Below are 17,104 nucleotides of genomic sequence, written 5' to 3' on the forward strand. Positions count from 1 at the left end.
TTCATCCCCGCAAGGGGAAGACTGTTATGTGCCGCCGGAGCGTGCTGCCCCGGACGGCGTGCCTAGTGGCTGTCGGCGTGCAGTGCGCCTTCGATGTAGATCGCGGTCAGCAGTGTAAAGACGTAGGCCTGCAGGACCATGATCAGGGCTTCAAGCATGTACATGGCGATGGCACCGGCAAGAACCAGGATGGAGGTTCCCTTCAACAGGAAGTTCTCCTGCATGATGAGGTACTCGATGCCGGAGCCGGCGATCATCACGATCAGGTGGCCGGCGAGCATAGTCGCGAACAGACGGAGGCTGTGCGTGACGGGCCGGACAACGAAGTTGGAGATGATTTCGATCGGAATCACGATCGGCAGGATGTACCACGGCACCCCAGAGGGGACGGTGGCCAGCTTGAAGTAGCGCAGGCCGTTCTTCTTGACGCCGATGGCGATCCAGGTGATGTAGACCAGGCCGGCCAGCACGTACGCTCCACCCACGTGCGAGAACGTGGGGAGCTGGAACACCGGAATGGCGCCGTAGATGTTGTTGACCAGGATGAAGAAGAACAGGCTGAACAGCAGGGGGACGTACTTGATGAAGTCCCTGCCGCCGATGATGTCCTTGGCAATGCCGTTGCGGACGAAGCCGTACGCGGCTTCGCCTGCGAACTGGAGCTTGCCGGGTACCAGCTGCTGCTTGCGTGCGGCGAGCACGAAGAAGACGGCGATAAAGACGACAGAGAGGAGGACCAGCAGCATCTGCTTGGAGAATCCTTCTGCGGCACCCCACGGCAGAATTGCCGGCAAATGCATATCGTTAATACCAGGAGGAGTAAACTCTCCTGAATCTTGGGCCGGGAGCGCAAGCGCGATCAACGCGTTTCCTCTCTGCAGTGTCCATCATTGGGCGTTGGGCGGGGTCCGGCAGCCTGACAGCCTGCTGTTCCCCCTGTGAAATTATTTGGCATTATCTTCTCCGTCCTGGGACGGTGCGCTGGGAGCATGGCGCCCATCAGCAATTTTGCGGGAACTGGTGAGGCCATGCATGTGGGAAAGGTAGAAACCTCCGACGGCTCCAAGCAGAGCGCCTGCGAGCACAATCCAGCGCGTTCCCCACAGATAATCCAGCCCCCACCCTATCAAACTCCAGACGATGATTCCGCCAATGATGTAGCTGAATACAGCCATTCCGGCGTTGTAGCCGCCATCGTTGGACGCGTCGGAAGATGCCGGTGTGGAGCCGTTTGAGCCGCGCTTGCCGCGTGCGCCGCCCGGAGTCTTCTTCGGATCACGCATCGGGGGCTCCCCTGTCTTCTGGATCGTTGTAGATCTGGAGGCGGGCCCTGCTGAAGCCTTGGATCTCCGCGGCCTGCCACAAGACCACTGCCACAACGGCACCGATGACGAACCAGCGGCCATGGAGCCATTCCGGAGCACCGATGACGAACAGGACAACGGCAAAGCCCACCACCTTGATGAAGTAGGTGGCCACGAACATCCCGATCGCACCCGAGGGGTTGCGGCGCCCCACGAAGTGCCCCACCAGCAGGCTGATGCCAAAGAACAGCATCACCAGCAGGCCACCAAGGAAACTTGATACCGCCCCGGTTGCCCCGTTGAGGAGGCCGGCCGGGATTGCGCTCAGCACAAGTCCGGCCGTGGCGGCAATCGAGCTGCGTTTCAGCAGGTTGAGCCAGAGCGAATGGGTGGGACCGGACGTACCAACGGGTCCATTGCCGGACGCAGGTCCGGACTCGGCGTTGGAGGGCATGCGATCCAATCGTCGGCACCACATGGCAGATCGCCAGGAGGCAGGGGGTGGAGTGGCAGCTTGGGCTGCCCCTGAATTCTACACGAGATAGAAATAATTCAGAACCGCCGTTACGCCGTGGTTTCCCCGTTGCCGCGGGACAGGTACGGCCAGGCGGTCACCAGTCCCATGACCAGTGTGGCGAAGATGTCCACGGCGAGCACGATGTGCCAGGGGAAGACGGCGAACGCCAGGCCGCCGAAGGACAGGACGGCGGTCCACAGGTACATCAGGATCACCGCGGTGCGGTGCGAATAGCCAATGTCCAGCAGCTTGTGGTGCAGGTGTCCGCGGTCCGCGGACCAGGGCGACCGTCCGCGGGCTGTCCGGCGGACGACGGCCAGCCCCAGGTCCAGCAGTGGGAGGAAGAGGACCGCGAAGGGAAGCAGGATGGGAATGATCGTGGAGATACCGTTGGCCCGGTCGTAGAGGCCGGAGGTGATCTGCCCCGTGGACACCACACCGGCCGAAGCCATGAGGAGTCCGATCAGCATGGCACCGGAGTCGCCCATGAAGATCTTCGAGGGAAAAAAGTTGTGCGGCAGGAAGCCCAGGCAGCCGCCCACCAGCACAGCCGTAATGAGGGTTGCCAGGTCCGAATAGTCCAGCAGCACCGCGTTCCGGTGTACCCAGTAGGCGGTGACGAAGAACGCCGTGCCGCCGATGATGGCGACGCCCGCCGCGAGGCCGTCCAGTCCGTCAATGAAATTGAAGGCATTCATGGTGGTGACGATCAATCCGGCCGTCAGCACTATCCGCAGGGTTCCGTCCTGGAGGTAGATAGGTTCCGGCACCCAGGGGACGATGGTCATCTGGACACCCCAACTGGCTACTGTGAGTCCGGCTGCGCTCTGGCCGATCAGTTTCACCCACCACCGAATGTCCAGCAGGTCGTCCGCCACGCCCACCAGGACGATCACCGCGGCTCCTGCCAGGACACCCCAGGGTGAGAAATTGTTGCGGTAGATGTCCTTGACGAAGAAGGACTGGCTGGCAACAACCAGCGCCACCATGACGCCCAGGAAGATCGCCACGCCGCCCAGCCTGGACACCGGCGTGGAATGCATGTCGCGGCTGCGGATGGGCAGGTGCAGCTCAAGGCGGTGGCCAACGACGCGGGCACCCCAGGTCGCTGCGTAGGAGACGATGGCGGCGGTGAGCCCCATCAGCAGGTACATGATCATGGGACGGCAACCGCAACAGGAGTGGTGGTGCCGCAGCCCCTCAGCTGCAGGGGCAGCGGGTTTTGGGTGGATGGGCTCACGGGCCGGGAATCTGTTCTTCGATAAATGAAACTTCTCCGTCGCCGAGCGCGCAGCAGGCAGTGCGCACAGACTTACGCGCAGGGCCTTACAGGGCTGTATTACAGTGGACTCTAGTCAAAGATACTAGTGCCACCGGCACCATGGCTCCGCGCCACACGGGCGCATAACAGGCGGGGAACTCCCTGGCAGCCATGCTGAAAGGACCCCCATGACCTCCCGCATTGCGGTTGCCGCCGTAACTTTCGACCGGCCCAAGGAATTGTCCGTCCTGCTGGATTCCATCAACGCCCAGAGCCGGCACGTGGACACGATTTGCCTGGTGGACAGCGGCAGCACCCCTGCTGCGGACGTGGCGGCGGCGCACCCCAACGTGGACTATGTCCGCTCCGAAGCAAACCTGGGCGGCGCCGGCGGGTTTGCGCTGGCCGCACTCAAGGCAGTGGCCAGCGGTGCGCGCTGGATCTGGATGATGGACGACGACGCCGAGCCGGCCGACCCGGAATGCCTCGCCACGCTGCTTCGTGAGGCTGAGGCACGCGGCCTGGAGGCGGTGGTCCCTTTGGTCACGGCGCCCGGCCATCCCGACCGGCTGTCCTTCTTCTTCCGGCTTGACGGCAAGGTCACGCACGACCGGGCCGAGGTGGAGAAACTTGGCTTCCTGCCGGATGACGGCCACTTCTTCAACGGTGCGCTGATCCGCTCCGACGTGTTCTTCAAGGTGGGCCTGCCGGACATGCGCCTGTTCATCCGGGGCGACGAGGTTGATTTCACCATCCGGCTGCGCAAGGCCGGGATCCGCTTCGGCACGGTCACCACTACCGCCATCACGCACCCGCACGCCTTCGGTGAAACGCAGCACGTCTACGGCGCCCGCTGGCACGTGATCGTTCCGGACTCCGCCTTCAAGCGCTACTACTATTACCGGAACCGCGGCTACCTCATCCGCCGGTATTTCCGGGTGCGCTCATTGGTGGCCGACGTCGGCGGCTACCTGGGTTATTTCCTGCAGCGCCGGGACCTTCCGGGCTTCCTGGGGTGGGCGCGGTCGTTCACTGCCGGCCTGCGCGGCAAGGGCTTCGCTCCACTGGAAGACCAGAAGTTCTAGGCACACGCTGCCGCTGTCTACCGCGCCCCCGCGGTTCTGCGGCAGCGTTTATTTTTCCAGCCGCGGCTTTCTGAGCCTCCTGGCGGCCAGGAGCCACAGCAGGACCCAGGGCTCTCCCAGCACGCGGTAGGCCACACGGCGGGGATGCAGGAGCAGGCGCCATGCCCACTCCAGGCCCATCCTGCCAAGCCACCGGGGCGCAAGCTTCTGGACCCCCGCCAACTGCTCGATGGCACCGCCCACAGCGCAGTACACAGCAGGCGGCATGTCAGCCAACCGGCGCTGCAGCACGTCCTCCTGGAGCGGCATGCCCAGGCCAAGCAGGACCAACTGCGGCTGTTCACGGTGCAGCCAGGCAATGGCTGCCTCCTCCAGGTCAGGGCCCCATCCCTCGCCGGGAAAGCCGGAGACGCGGGCGCCTGGAACAATGTCCTTCAGCCTGTTGACAGCCCCTGCGTTAGCTTCCGTTCCGGCGCCGATCACGGCAATCCGTTCAAGGCCGCAGACCTGGTCCAGTGCCGGGAGCCAGTCCGTGGAACCCAGCCGGTAATCCATGACCGGGCCTTCGGCGTTGCCGGTCCTCCCCCACAGCCACAGCACGGGCGCGCCGTCCAGGAGCACCACGTCACTGTCCTCGTACAGGCGCCGGAATCCGTCGTCGGACAGGGTGAGGGTGACGCTGTGCAGGTTGTGGCCCAGGACGGTACGGGTGGATCCTTCCGCCACGAAGCTGCTCAGCTCCGCCACCAGGTCGGGGACCCGCAGCGGAGTGGCGTGGACGTCCAGGACGGGAATCTGCTGGCGGTCCAGCGCCATCAAGGCTGCTGGTTCCCGGCCGGCGTCGTGGCTTCCGCGGCCGGGCCTGTCACAGCGGACGACCCGGACCCGGACGCGCCGGGTGCGGCCCCGCCGTCGTCCGTCGCATCCCCCGCAGCAGCCTGCTCTGGTGCGGGCTCCTCCTCAGCCATGGGGATTTCTCCCAGGCCCAGGACACCCGGAACGTGCTCGCGGAGCTGGTCCAGGCTCACTGCGCCGTTGCGCACCACGCGCAGGAGGGGGCCGGTGGCGTCCACAATGGTGGACGGCACCCCGGCTTCACCCTCCAAGGGGCGCTGGCCGCCTTCAAGGTAAACCTCCACGGAATCAGCCAGCTGTTCCCGGGCGGCAGCGGCAGTCTGGGCCGGAGCGTGGCCGGTGCGGTTGGCGGACGACACGGCGAGGGGGCCGGTCAAGGTCAGCAGTTCCAGGGCGACTTCGTCGGCAGGCATCCGCAGCGCCACGGTCCCCTTGGTTTCGCCGAGGTCCCAGTCCAGGGACGGCTGCGCATGCAGGATCAGCGTCAAGCCGCCGGGCCAGAAGGCCTCAGCGAGTGCGCGGGCATCCGCAGACACGTCAGTGGCCAGGCCGTCCAGGGCATTGATGCGCGGAATCAGGACGGGCGGCGGCATGGTGCGGCTGCGCCCCTTGGATACCAGCAGCATGGTGACGGCCTGCGGGGAGAACGCGTCTGCGCCGATGCCGTAAACCGTGTCGGTGGGGAGCACGACGCACTTCTTTTCGCTGATGGCACGCTGGGCGTCCTCGAGCCCCCGGGCCCGCTCGTCGTCGATGGTGCAGTCATAAGTTGTGGTCACTGGCCCATTCTTTCATTCCGTATGGCCTGGTCCGCGAGCACGGCACTGGTGGCGCGCTCCTTGCCGTTCAGGTCCAGGTGCGTGGTGACGGCCGTCCAGGTTCCGGCCCTGGAGAGCATGGCGGCAATCCAGCCTGCCTGGACTTCCGCGTGTTCCATGACGAAGTAGCCCCCGGGCCGCAGCAGCCGGGCAGCGGAAGCCGCTGCCGCCGTCGGAAGTTCCATGCCGTCCGCTCCGCCGCCGTATAGAGCCTCCGGCGGATCATGCAGGGCTACTTCGGGTTCGTTGGGGATGGCTTCGGCCGGGATGTACGGCGGGTTGGAAATCACGACGTCGACTGTCCCGTTGAGTTCGCCGAAAGCGTCGCGCAGGTCCCCCAGGATGAGGTTGACCCCCAGCGGCGCCAGGTTTTTCGTCGCCCAGGCGTGGGCGAACGGGCTGTACTCGACCGCGTGCACTTCTGCGCCGGGGACCTCGTGCGCGATGGAACCCGCGATGGCACCGGATCCCGTCCCGAGGTCCACGATGCGGGGGTGCTGCATCCCCTTGACGTGGTCGATGGCCAGCTGGACCACGGACTCTGTCTCCGGACGCGGGATGAACACTCCCGGGCCTACGGCCAGCTCCAGGTAACGGAAATGCGCCACTCCGGTGATGTGCTGCAGCGGAATGCGGCGGGCACGTTCGGCAACGAGTTCCGCGTAGCCCGGCGGTACAGGAGTATCGCCGAGCATCAGAGAGCGCAGGCGTCCCAATCCGACGTTGAGCAGGTGTTCCGCCAGGAGCTCCGCGTCGGTCCGGGGGCTGGGGACACCGGCCTCAGCCAGGAGTGCGGCAGCCTCACGGACGGCCGCACCGAGTGTCTGGGCGGGCGCCGCGGAGGTGGGCTCGGTCATGGGTGAAGGCTTCCGGTCAGTCGCCGATGGCGTCCAGCCGGGCCTGCTCATCCATCTCGATGGCGGACTGGATGACCGGTTCCAGGTCACCGTTCATGACCTGGTCCAGGTTGTAGGCCTTGTAGCCGGTGCGGTGGTCCGCGATCCGGTTTTCGGGGTAGTTGTAGGTGCGGATGCGCTCAGAGCGGTCCATGGTGCGGATCTGCGACTTGCGCTGGGCCGAGTTCTCGGCGTCGATCTGCTCCTGCTGGTGCGCCAGGATGCGTGCGCGGAGGACACGCATGCCGGCTTCACGGTTCTGCAGCTGGGACTTCTCGTTCTGCATGGCCACCACAATGCCGGTGGGAAGGTGCGTAATGCGGACGGCGGAGTCGGTGGTGTTCACGGACTGGCCGCCCGGGCCCGAGGACCGGTACACATCGATCTTGAGGTCGTTCTGGTTGATTTCGAGCTCTTCGGGCTCGTCCACCTCGGGCAGGACCAGCACGCCGGCAGCGGAGGTGTGGATGCGGCCCTGGGACTCGGTGACGGGCACGCGCTGGACGCGGTGCACGCCGCCTTCGAACTTAAGCCGCGCATAGACGCCTTCGGCGGGATCGTTCGAGTTGCCCTTGACGGCCACCTGGACGTCCTTGTAGCCACCGAGGTCCGACTCAGTGGCTGAAATGATTTCGGTCTTCCAGCCGCGGGACTCCGCGTACCGGGTGTACATGCGCAGCAGGTCGCCGGCGAACAGGGCGGCCTCGTCGCCGCCTTCCCCGCCCTTGACCTCAAGGATCACGTTGCGGGCGTCGTCGGGATCGCGGGGAATGAGCAGGCGCCGCAGCTTGGCGGCAGCAGTCTCCAGCGCGGCCTCAAGTTCAGGCACCTCGGCAGCAAACTCGGGATCCTCAGCAGCCATCTCCTTGGCGGCAGCAAGATCGTCCCGGATGCCTTCCCACTTGTGATAGGCCTCAACGATGCCATTGAGCTGAGCCGACCGCCGCCCCAGCTTCCGGGCAAGCCGCTGGTCAGCATAAACAGCAGGATCCCCGAGCTGCGCCTGGATGGAATCATGCTCATCAAGCAGGCCCTGTACGGACTCAAACATCTATAAACCTCTTTCGACTTGTACAAGTCTAATGACTGCCATGCGGAGACTGACCGCACGTCCGGACGCATGCCCGCATTTGGTGAGATAACTGCATGGCGTTCGGATTTTGCCGCCCCGGGAGTGGCATCGGGCCTGCCGGAGCTGGGCGGCGAACGATCGAAGATCGAAGCCGCCCAGCGAAGGGGCGGGGGCGGCAAAATCCGAACGACAAAGGCGGGGCCGGCAAAATGCGTCGGCCCCGCCCCTGGTGAAACTACTTGTCGTTATCCGACTTCGCACCAAGCGTCGTCTTCTGGACCTGCATGAGGAACTCGACGTTGCTCTGGGTTTCCCGGATCTTGTTGGTGAGCAGTTCAAGGCTCTGCTGGGTCTCGAGTCCGGAGAGGACGCGGCGCAGCTTCCACATGATCTTGACTTCTTCGGGCGAGAGCAGGTTCTCTTCGCGGCGGGTACCGGACGCGTTGACGTCCACGGCCGGGAAGATGCGCTTGTCTGCCAGCTGGCGGGACAGGCGGAGTTCCATGTTGCCGGTGCCCTTGAACTCTTCGAAGATGACCTCGTCCATCTTGGAACCGGTCTCGACGAGGGCGGTGGCCAGGATGGTGAGCGAGCCGCCGTTTTCGATGTTGCGGGCGGCACCGAAGAAGCGCTTGGGCGGGTAGAGGGCTGCGGAGTCCACACCACCGGACAGGATGCGGCCGGAGGCCGGTGCTGCCAGGTTGTAGGCGCGGCCCAGGCGGGTCATGGAGTCCAGCAGGACCACCACGTCCATGCCCATTTCCACCAGGCGCTTGGCGCGTTCGATGGAGAGCTCGGCCACGGTGGTGTGGTCGTCGGCGGGACGGTCGAAGGTGGAGGCAATAACCTCGCCCTTGACGGTGCGCTGCATGTCCGTGACTTCTTCGGGCCGTTCGTCAACCAGCACCATCATGAGGTGGACCTCAGGGTTGTTGGTGGTGATGGCGTTGGCGATGGACTGCAGGATGAGCGTCTTGCCGGCCTTGGGCGGGGAGACGATCAGGCCGCGCTGGCCCTTGCCGATGGGGGCCACGAGGTCGATGACGCGGGGACCGATCTTTTTGGGGTCGGTCTCGAGGCGCAGGCGCTCGGACGGGTAGAGCGGAACCAGCTTGGCGAACTCCACGCGGTCCTTGAGCTCTTCCGGCGTCTTGCCGTTGACCGATGTGACCCGGACCAGGGCGTTGAACTTCTGGCGGGCGGACTGCTGGCTGCGGTCTTCGCCTTCGCGCGGAGCACGGATTGCGCCTACAACGGCGTCACCCTTGCGCAGGTTGTACTTCTTGACCTGGGCCAGGGAGACGTAGACGTCGTTGGGGCCGGGCAGGTAGCCGGAGGTGCGGATGAACGCGTAGTTCTCCAGGACATCAAGGATGCCGGCGACCGGCAGCAGGACGTCGTCGTCGGTGACCTCGACATCGTCCACGTCCGGACCCTGGTTGCGGCCGCGGCGGCGGTCGTTGCGGTCGCGGAAACGGTCGTTGCGCGAGTTGTCCCGGTCCTGGCCGCCGGAACGGTCGTTGCGGTCATTCCGGTCGCGGCGGTTACGGCGGTTGCGGCGGCTTCCACCGTCGGCGTCGTCGTTGTCCCGGGTGTCCCGGCCGCCGTCGCGCTGGCCGGCTTCGCGGCTGCCGGCGTTGTCGCGGCCGCCATCGGAATCGCGGGTGTTGTCACGGCCGCGGGTGCGGCCGCCTTCACGGCGTTCCGTGCGCTGGCCGGCGTCCCCTGCTTCCGCGGGAGCTTCGGTGCGCTGTTCACCTGCGCGCTGTTCCGCGGCCGGCTGCTCTGCCGGGGTTTCCACCGGAGCTTCCTGGACGGAGGCTGCAGCGGCTTCGCTGCGGCGGCGGTTGCGGGTTCGCGGCTGGCGGCGCTCGGCGGCGCCCTCCGTTGCCTCGGTGGTTTCCGCGGGGGCGGCCGACGGCGCCTCGACGGCTGCGGCGGCCGGTGCGGCTGCGGTTTCCGCAACCGGAGCCTCGGTTGCGGGGGCTACCACGCCGTCACTGACAGCGCGGCGGCTGCGGCCGCGTCCGCGGGCACGGGTGCCTTCAGCAGCAGGAGCTTCTGCGGCCTCCGGAGCGGAAGCCGGTGCGGCCGGAGCCACAGTGCTTTCCGGAGCCTTGGCCGCTGCCTTGGCAGGAGTCTTGACGGTGAGGGTCCCTGCGCGGTGGGCGGAGATGGCCGAAACCAGGTCCCCCTTGCGCATGCGGGAGCCGCCGGAGATGCCGAGCTGGCTGGCAAGGGCCTGCAGCTGGGCGAGCTTCAGGCCGGCAAGGCCGCTGCTCTTGGCGGGTGCGGCCGTTGATTCGGCAGCAGAAGTTGTGTGTTCCACAGCTGGCGACAGCTCAGTGGTTTCGGTCACGAAGGATCCTTCCCCCTCGACGGCGTCCAGACTGGGAGCTGGACGCGATGATTTGATCTGGGCTGCAGTTCAGATCTGCAGCCGGATTTCAGCCTTGCCGGTTGGATTTCGGCCAGCAGGGCCGGATACTGATTCACCTTGCGCTGCGCCCACGGCACAACGCCTGACTGACGCTTCAGGGGCAGTTGGATGCTGCAGATTCCTGCGACAGACCAAGCAGGCGGCACCGGAATACATTCACAGTGGTAGATCAAACAGCAACTGAATGCAGGAGCAGATCAGATAGGCGGAATTACCGCCGGTGCACGTCCACCTTAGCACCTTCAACGTCCACTGCGAGCTTCAGCACGCGCCAGCCGATGTCCGGCGTGTTCTCGGATGTAAAGGCCTCGATGAAGGCGAGGGCATCGCCGGCCTGCGCTTCACCGTTGGCCAGCACCAGGACGGTTGGCCCGGCGCCGGAAACCACTGCCGCGTAGCCTGCTTTCCGGAGGGCGCCGATCAATGCCGCACTGGGCCGCATGGCCTCGGCCCGGTAGCTCTGGTGCAGGTAGTCCTCGGTGCCCGGCAACAGGAATTCGGGCTTTTGCGTCAGGGCATGGATCAGCAGGGCCGCGCGGCCTGAATTCATCGCCGCCGCATGGTGTCCGACGGATGCCGGCAGCAGAGCGCGGGCGGCCTCGGTGGAGAGTTCGTAGTCGGGGACCGCCACAATGGGGATGATGGAACCGGCAACGGCAGCGCTGGTGCTGCTGTACTGCTCACTGTCCTGCCATGACAGCGCCAGTCCGCCGAAAATCGCGGGTGCGACGTTGTCCGGGTGGCCCTCCAACTCGCTGGTGAGCTGCAGGATCCAGTCCTTTCCACGCTGGCTTCCGGACGGCACCATGGCGTTGGCGGCCGAGACCGCAGCCACCACGGCGGACGCGGAGGAGCCCAGCCCGCGGCCGTGCGGGTTCACGTTCCGGGCTGTCACCTTGAGGCCGCCGTGGCGGTAGCCCAGCCGTTCGAAGGCCGCATCCATGGCACGCACCACCAAGTGGCTGGCATCCCGAGGGAGGGTGTCGGCGCCCTCGCCGCTGAGTTCGAAGACGAGTTGGTCCGTGTCCAGGCTTTCCACGGTCAGGGTGTCGTGCAGGGCCAGTGCAAGTCCCAGGCTGTCGTAGCCGGGACCCAGGTTGGCCGTGGTGGCCGGAACGCGCACGGTGACGCGCTGGCCCGGCTCAATCAGTTGCAGTCCTACGGCGGCCTGCGAGGTGGTGTCCAAGGTTATTTTTCTTCCAGTCCCAGCTCAGCGGCAACGGTGACAACGTCGTTCGGAACCTTGACCGGCTGGACATCGCTGCCGTCCTCGGTGCGCAGGGCCCACTGGGGGTCCTTGAGTCCGTGGCCGGTGACAGTGATGACAATGGTCTTCCCGCTGGGGACTTCGCCTGCGGCGTGCTTCTTGAGCAGGCCTGCCACACCGGCGGCGGAACCGGGCTCCACGAAGACGCCTTCCTTGGACGACAGCCACCGGTGGGCGTTCAGGATTTCCTCATCGGTAACGGCCTCGATGAGTCCGCCGGATTCGTCACGGGCGCCCACGGCACCATCCCAGGACGCAGGATTTCCAATGCGGATGGCGGTGGCGATGGTGTCCGGCTCCGTGATGGGGTGGCCTGCCACGAAGGGCGCAGCACCGGCGGCCTGGAAGCCCCACATCGCGGGCGTCCTGGTGGATACGGCGGGGAGCGTTCCGGCCGTGTCCGATTCGAAGGGAGCGGAGTACTCCTTGTAGCCCTTCCAGTAAGCCGTGATGTTGCCGGCGTTGCCCACGGGCAGCACGTGGATGTCAGGGGCATCACCCAGGGAATCGACCACTTCGAAGGCACCGGTCTTCTGGCCCTGGATGCGGGCAGGGTTGACCGAGTTGACCAGGAAGACGGGGTAGGACTCCCCCAGCTTGCGGGCGATGTCAAGGCAGTTGTCGAAGTTGCCGTCCACCTGGAGCAGGGTGGCGCCGTGGGCGATGGCCTGGCTGAGCTTGCCCATGGAGATCTTGCCTTCGGGCACCAGGACGGCGCACTTGAGGCCGGCGGCGGTGGCGTAGGCAGCGGCGGACGCGGACGTGTTGCCGGTGGAAGCGCACACGACGGCCTTCGCGCCGGAGGCAACCGCTGCCGTCATGGCCATGGTCATGCCCCGGTCCTTGAAGGAGCCGGTGGGGTTCATGCCCTCCACCTTGAGGTAGACCTCGGAACCGGTGAGTTCGGAGAGCTTCTGCGCGCGCACCAGCGGGGTGCCGCCCTCGCCCAGGGTGATGACCCTGGTGGACTCCGTCACGGGCAGGCGGTCAGCGTATTCGCGGATGACTCCGCGCCATTGGTGAGCCACTTAGACTCCTTCTACCCGCAAAACGGATGTAACTGAATTGATGACGTCCAGGCCCTTCACGGCCTCGACGGTGGCTGCGAGGGCAGCCTCTGACGCGCGGTGGGTGACGATCCGCAGTTCGGCCGACTCCACGTTGGACGCCGAATCGCGGTGGATGGTCTGCCGCATGATTTCGATGGAGACACCGTGTTCGGCGAAGAGCTGGGCGATCTTTGCCAGGACGCCGGGCTGGTCGGCAACGTCCAGGCCGATGTAGTAGCTGGTGGTGGCCGCGTCGATGGGCAGCGCGGGAACGTGGCCGGTGGTGGTTTCGGTGCGGCCGGGACCGCCCAGGACCAGGCGGCGGGCTGCTGAAACGAGGTCGCCCAGGACGGCCGATGCCGTGGGGGTGCCGCCGGCGCCCTGGCCGTAGAACATCAGTTCACCGGCGTTTTCGGCCTCGATGAACACCGCATTGAAGGCACCGCGGACAGCGGCCAGCGGATGTTCGCGGGGCAGGAGGGTGGGGTGTACGCGGACGGAAACGCCTTCCTTGCCTTCGGCGTCCGTCAGCTTTTCCGCGATGGCCAGCAACTTGATGACGAAGCCGGCGTCTTTCGCGGCGGCGATGTCCGCGGCACTGACGGACGTGATGCCTTCGCAGTGGACGTCGTCCAGCGCGAAACGGGTGTGGAAGGACAGCGACGCGAGGATGGCGGCCTTGGCGGCAGCGTCATGGCCTTCGACGTCGGCAGTGGGGTCGGCCTCGGCGTAGCCAAGGCGCTGGGCTTCGGCCAGGGCATCCGCGAACTGGGCGCCGGTGGTGTCCATCTGGTCAAGGATGAAGTTGGTGGTGCCGTTGACGATGCCCAGCACCCGGGTAATCCGGTCGCCTGAGAGGCTGTCGCGGATGGGGCGCAGGATGGGGATGGCACCGGCAACGGCGGCCTCGTAGGACAGCTGGACGCCGGCTTTGTCCGCCTCTTCGTAGAGCGTGGGGCCGTCCTGCGCCAGGAGCGCCTTGTTGCCGGTGACCACGCAGGCGCCGTTGCGCAGCGCGGAGAGGATCAGCGTGCGCGCGGGTTCGATGCCGCCCATCAGCTCGATGACCAGGTCGGCGTCCTTGACGAGTGTTTCGGCGTCGGTGGTGAAAAGCTCCTGTGGCAGGTCCACGTCCCGTGGGGCGTTGACGTTGCGCACGGCGATGCCGCTGAGCTGCAGGCGGGCACCGGTGCGGGCAGCGAGGGCGTCTGCATCCTCAAGAAGGATCCGCGCAACCTGGGCTCCAACGTTGCCACAGCCCAGCAGGGCTACTTTCAGCGTTCGCATTTCCGTCATTCAGGCTCCCATGTCGCGGTTCAGCAGATCTTCTTCGGTTTCCCCGCGGACAATCAGCCGGGCAGATCCGTCGCGCACCGCGACAACGCCCGGCCGGGCCAGATAGTTGTAGTTGCTCGAGAGGGCCCAGCAGTAGGCGCCGGTTCCCGGTACAGCAAGCAGATCACCGGCTGCCACGTCCTCGGGCAGATATACATCTCTAACAACTATGTCGCCGCTCTCGCAATGTTTGCCCACTACGCGGGACAGCTGCGGGGCGGCCGCGGACGTGCGGGAGGCCAGCACTGCCGAATAATCCGCGTCGTACAGCACCGGGCGGGCGTTGTCGCTCATGCCGCCGTCCACCGAAACATACCGGCGGGGATACGTAACGTTGTTGTCCGCGTCACCGTCGGCGGAAGTGCCGGGTGCGTCCACGCGGACGGTCTTCAGGGTTCCCACCTCGTACAGGGTGAAGGTGGTGCTGCCAACAATCGCGCGTCCGGGCTCGATGGAGATACGCGGCGCGTTGATGCCCAGCTCGGCGCAGGTGGAACGCACGACGGCGGCCATTGCGTTGGCGATCTCCGCTGGGGGGCGGGGGGTGTCCACGGGCGTGTAGGCGATCCCGTAGCCGCCGCCAAGGTCCAGTTCCGGCATGGTGATGGAGTATTTCTCCTGCATGGCGGCCAGGAAGCGCAGCAGCTTTTCGGCGGCCAGCGCGAAGCCGTCCGGCTCGAAGATCTGCGAGCCGATGTGGCAGTGCAGGCCCAGCAGCTCAATGCCGGGATGGGCTGCCGCAGCTGCCACCGCTTCCTCGGCCGCGGAAATGCCGGCTTCATCGGTGGTGTCGGCTGCCATGGAGAGGCCGAACTTCTGGTCCTCGTGGGCGGTGGCGATGAATTCGTGCGTGTGGGCGTGCACACCGGGAGTAAGCCGCAGCATGACCTTGGCCTGCTCCCCGCGGGCCTGCGCGATGGCACCGACGCGTGCGAGTTCGTCCAGGCTGTCCACCACGATGCGGCCCAAGCCCATGTCCAGCGCGCGGTTCAGCTCGGCGTCGGACTTGTTATTGCCATGCAGCGCCACCCGTTCCCCCGGCATTCCGGCACGGGCGGCCACTGCCAGCTCGCCGCCCGATGCGGTGTCCAGGCGCAGCCCTTCCTCCTCCACCCACTTGACCACGGCGGTGCAGAGAAAGGACTTTCCGGCGTAATAGACGTCAACGCCGCCGCAGATGTCGGCGAAGGCCGCGTCGAAGGAGTCCTTGAAGGCCCGGGCCCGGGACCGGAAATCTGCCTCATCCATGACGAAGAGCGGCGTGCCGAACTGTTGCTTCAACTCCCGGACGTCCACGCCACCCGCGGTGATTTCGCCGTCGGCATTGCGCTGGACGCTACCGGCCCACATGGGCTCCTGGAGTGCATTGAGATCGGCCGGTACCTGCAGCCATTCGGGTGCAAGCGGGGACGCGCCGCCTGCCTGGACGGTGATGGCTTCAGCTCGCATGGTGCTTACATCCGTTCCGGCGCGGAAACGCCAAGCAGGTCAAGGCCGTTGGCCAGCACCTGGCTCGTGGCGTCATTGAGCCAGAGCCGGGTGCGGTTGAGGTCGGTCACGGGCTCCTCGCCCATGGGGGCGATGCGGCAGGCGTCATACCAGCGGTGGTAGGCGCCGGCTATGGCCTCGAGGTGGCGCGCCACGCGGTGTGGTTCGCGCAGTTCCGCGGCCTTGGCCACAATCGACGGGTAGCTGCCCAGGTAGGACAGCAGCTCGTTTTCCGTGGCGTGGTCCAGGAGGGACGCGTCGAAGCTGTCCTGGCCGTCCACCTGGCGTTCGACGCCGGCCGCCACAGCATTGCGCGCGGCGCCGCGGGAGCGGGCGTGGGCGTACTGGACGTAGAACACGGGGTTCTCGTTGCTGTGCTTCTTCAGCAGTTCCGGATCAAGGGTCAGCGGCGAGTCGGCGGGGAACCGGGCCAGGGAGTAACGGACTGCATCCTTGCCCAGCCACTCGATCAGGTCCTTGAGCTCGATGATGTTGCCCGCGCGTTTGGACAGCTTGGCGCCATTGACCGAGACCAGCTGGCCAATCAGCACTTCGATGTTGGACTCGGGATCGTCCCCGGCCGCGGCAGCGATGGCCTTGAGCCGGTTGATGTAGCCGTGGTGGTCGGCGCCCAGGAGGTAGATCTTTTCGGTGAAGCCGCGGTCCTTCTTGGACAGGTAGTAGGCCGCATCCGCGGCGAAGTAGGTGGGCTCACCGTTGGCTCGGATCATCACGCGGTCCTTGTCGTCGCCAAAGTCCGTGGTCCGCAGCCAGACCGCACCGCCGTCGTCGAACACGTGGCCCTGCTCGCGAAGGCGCGCCACGGCACTTTCGATCGCACCGGCGTCGTGCAGTTCCTGCTCGGAGAAGAAGACGTCGAATGCGACGCCAAACTCGGCAAGGGTGGCCTTGATGTCCTTCATCTGGGCCTCGTACGCGGCGGCCCGGATGACAGGCAGGGCGGCCACTTCGGTGAGCTCGCGGATGTCCGGATGTGCGCTGAGGACCTCGTGGCCGAGGTCGGCGATGTACTGCCCGGGGTAGCCGCCGTCGGGCACGGGAAGTCCGTGCAGGCGCGAGTACACCGAAGTGGCGAAGGTGTTCATCTGCGAGCCGGCGTCGTTGATGTAGTACTCCGCCGTGACGTCGGCGCCGGAAGCACGCAGCACACGGGCAATCGAGTCACCCAGGGCGGCCCAGCGGGTGTGCCCGATGTGCAGCGGCCCGGTGGGGTTGGCCGAGACGAACTCCATGTTCACGGTGCGCCCGGCGAGCGCGGTGTTGGTGCCGTAGTCCTTGCCGGCCTCGACGATGGCCCTGGCGAGGGCACCGGCGGCTGCGGCGTCCACAGTAATGTTCAGGAATCCCGGGCCGGCGATGTCCACGGCGGAGACGCCGTCGATGGACTTGAGCCGGCTGCTGAGGACGGCGGCGAATTCGCGCGGATTGGTGCCGGCCTGCTTGGCGAGCTGGAGGGCGATGTTGGTGGCCCAGTCGCCGTGGTCCCGGTTCTTGGGCCGCTCCACGCGCACCTCAGCCGGAATGGCTGACACCGCAAGGGCGATGTCACCGGCGGCGACGGCGTCCTTGAGGCAGGCGGATATGGCGAGGGAAAGTTCTTCGGGAGTCACCCCTCTAGCCTACCGGGGGCCAGTGACAGCAAAGAATTTGAACCATTCGTGCCGGTCCGGCGTTGACTAAACCGTAGCCACTGCCG

15 protein-coding genes are annotated in these 17,104 nt (G+C 66.0%); 1 reads left to right on the forward strand and 14 read right to left on the reverse strand.

Annotated elements, in window-relative coordinates:
- Nucleotides 1–62: 62 nt before the first annotated feature.
- The 4 genes from atpB to ACR65J_RS12800 form a co-directional block, all read right to left on the reverse strand.
- Nucleotides 63–863, reverse strand: coding sequence for a F0F1 ATP synthase subunit A (gene atpB / locus ACR65J_RS12785; RefSeq protein WP_440169395.1), 801 nt, complete (start codon nt 861–863; stop codon nt 63–65).
- Nucleotides 864–944: 81 nt separating this feature from the next.
- A complete protein-coding gene (locus ACR65J_RS12790; RefSeq protein WP_440169397.1) occupies nt 945–1,283 on the reverse strand; it encodes an AtpZ/AtpI family protein in 339 nt (112 codons plus the stop codon).
- A complete protein-coding gene (locus tag ACR65J_RS12795) occupies nt 1,276–1,758 on the reverse strand; it encodes a Cg1360 family ATP-synthase-associated protein (protein WP_440169400.1) in 483 nt (160 codons plus the stop codon). The genes ACR65J_RS12790 and ACR65J_RS12795 overlap by 8 nt, the downstream gene beginning before the upstream one ends.
- 110 nt (nt 1,759–1,868) lie before the next feature.
- Nucleotides 1,869–2,981, reverse strand: a complete 1,113-nt coding sequence (locus ACR65J_RS12800; protein WP_440169402.1) for an MraY family glycosyltransferase — start codon at nt 2,979–2,981, stop codon at nt 1,869–1,871.
- Nucleotides 2,982–3,270: 289 nt separating this feature from the next.
- On the opposite strand from ACR65J_RS12800, the gene ACR65J_RS12805 reads away from it, so the two are divergent.
- Entirely contained in the window at nt 3,271–4,167 is an 897-nt protein-coding gene (locus ACR65J_RS12805; RefSeq protein ID WP_440169405.1) for a glycosyltransferase, read from the forward strand.
- Between the two features lie 48 nt (nt 4,168–4,215).
- On the opposite strand, the gene ACR65J_RS12810 is transcribed toward ACR65J_RS12805, so the two are convergent.
- The 10 genes from ACR65J_RS12810 to argS all read right to left on the reverse strand — a co-directional run bounded on the left by ACR65J_RS12810 (nt 4,216) and on the right by argS (nt 17,018).
- On the reverse strand, nt 4,216–4,983 hold the full coding sequence (locus ACR65J_RS12810; protein ID WP_440169408.1) for a WecB/TagA/CpsF family glycosyltransferase: 768 nt from the start codon (nt 4,981–4,983) through the stop codon (nt 4,216–4,218).
- Nucleotides 4,983–5,801, reverse strand: a complete 819-nt coding sequence (locus tag ACR65J_RS12815) for an L-threonylcarbamoyladenylate synthase (RefSeq protein WP_440169410.1) — start codon at nt 5,799–5,801, stop codon at nt 4,983–4,985. The genes ACR65J_RS12810 and ACR65J_RS12815 overlap by 1 nt, the downstream gene beginning before the upstream one ends.
- Nucleotides 5,798–6,697, reverse strand: coding sequence for a peptide chain release factor N(5)-glutamine methyltransferase (prmC, locus tag ACR65J_RS12820; RefSeq protein ID WP_440169413.1), 900 nt, complete (start codon nt 6,695–6,697; stop codon nt 5,798–5,800). The genes ACR65J_RS12815 and prmC overlap by 4 nt, the downstream gene beginning before the upstream one ends.
- A 16-nt stretch (nt 6,698–6,713) precedes the next feature.
- Nucleotides 6,714–7,787: a peptide chain release factor 1 gene (gene prfA / locus ACR65J_RS12825; protein ID WP_307357591.1), complete on the reverse strand. Its 1,074-nt coding sequence runs from the start codon at nt 7,785–7,787 to the stop codon at nt 6,714–6,716.
- A gap of 256 nt (nt 7,788–8,043) precedes the next feature.
- A complete protein-coding gene (gene rho / locus ACR65J_RS12830; protein ID WP_440169416.1) occupies nt 8,044–10,167 on the reverse strand; it encodes a transcription termination factor Rho in 2,124 nt (707 codons plus the stop codon).
- A 292-nt stretch (nt 10,168–10,459) separates the two neighbouring features.
- A complete protein-coding gene (gene thrB / locus ACR65J_RS12835) occupies nt 10,460–11,434 on the reverse strand; it encodes a homoserine kinase (protein WP_440169419.1) in 975 nt (324 codons plus the stop codon).
- Nucleotides 11,435–11,436: 2 nt separating this feature from the next.
- Complete coding sequence (gene thrC / locus ACR65J_RS12840) at nt 11,437–12,543, reverse strand: threonine synthase (protein ID WP_440169421.1); 1,107 nt, start codon at nt 12,541–12,543, stop codon at nt 11,437–11,439.
- The gene (locus ACR65J_RS12845) at nt 12,544–13,860 is read right to left on the reverse strand and encodes a homoserine dehydrogenase (protein WP_440169423.1); all 1,317 of its coding nucleotides are present in this window, start codon (nt 13,858–13,860) and stop codon (nt 12,544–12,546) included. It abuts the gene before it with no gap.
- Entirely contained in the window at nt 13,861–15,348 is a 1,488-nt protein-coding gene (lysA, locus tag ACR65J_RS12850) for a diaminopimelate decarboxylase (protein ID WP_440169426.1), read from the reverse strand.
- A gap of 5 nt (nt 15,349–15,353) precedes the next feature.
- A complete protein-coding gene (gene argS / locus ACR65J_RS12855; RefSeq protein WP_440169429.1) occupies nt 15,354–17,018 on the reverse strand; it encodes an arginine--tRNA ligase in 1,665 nt (554 codons plus the stop codon).
- Between the last annotated feature and the right edge of the window lie 86 nt (nt 17,019–17,104).

It is taken from the genome of Arthrobacter sp. SAFR-044, assembly GCF_059414985.1.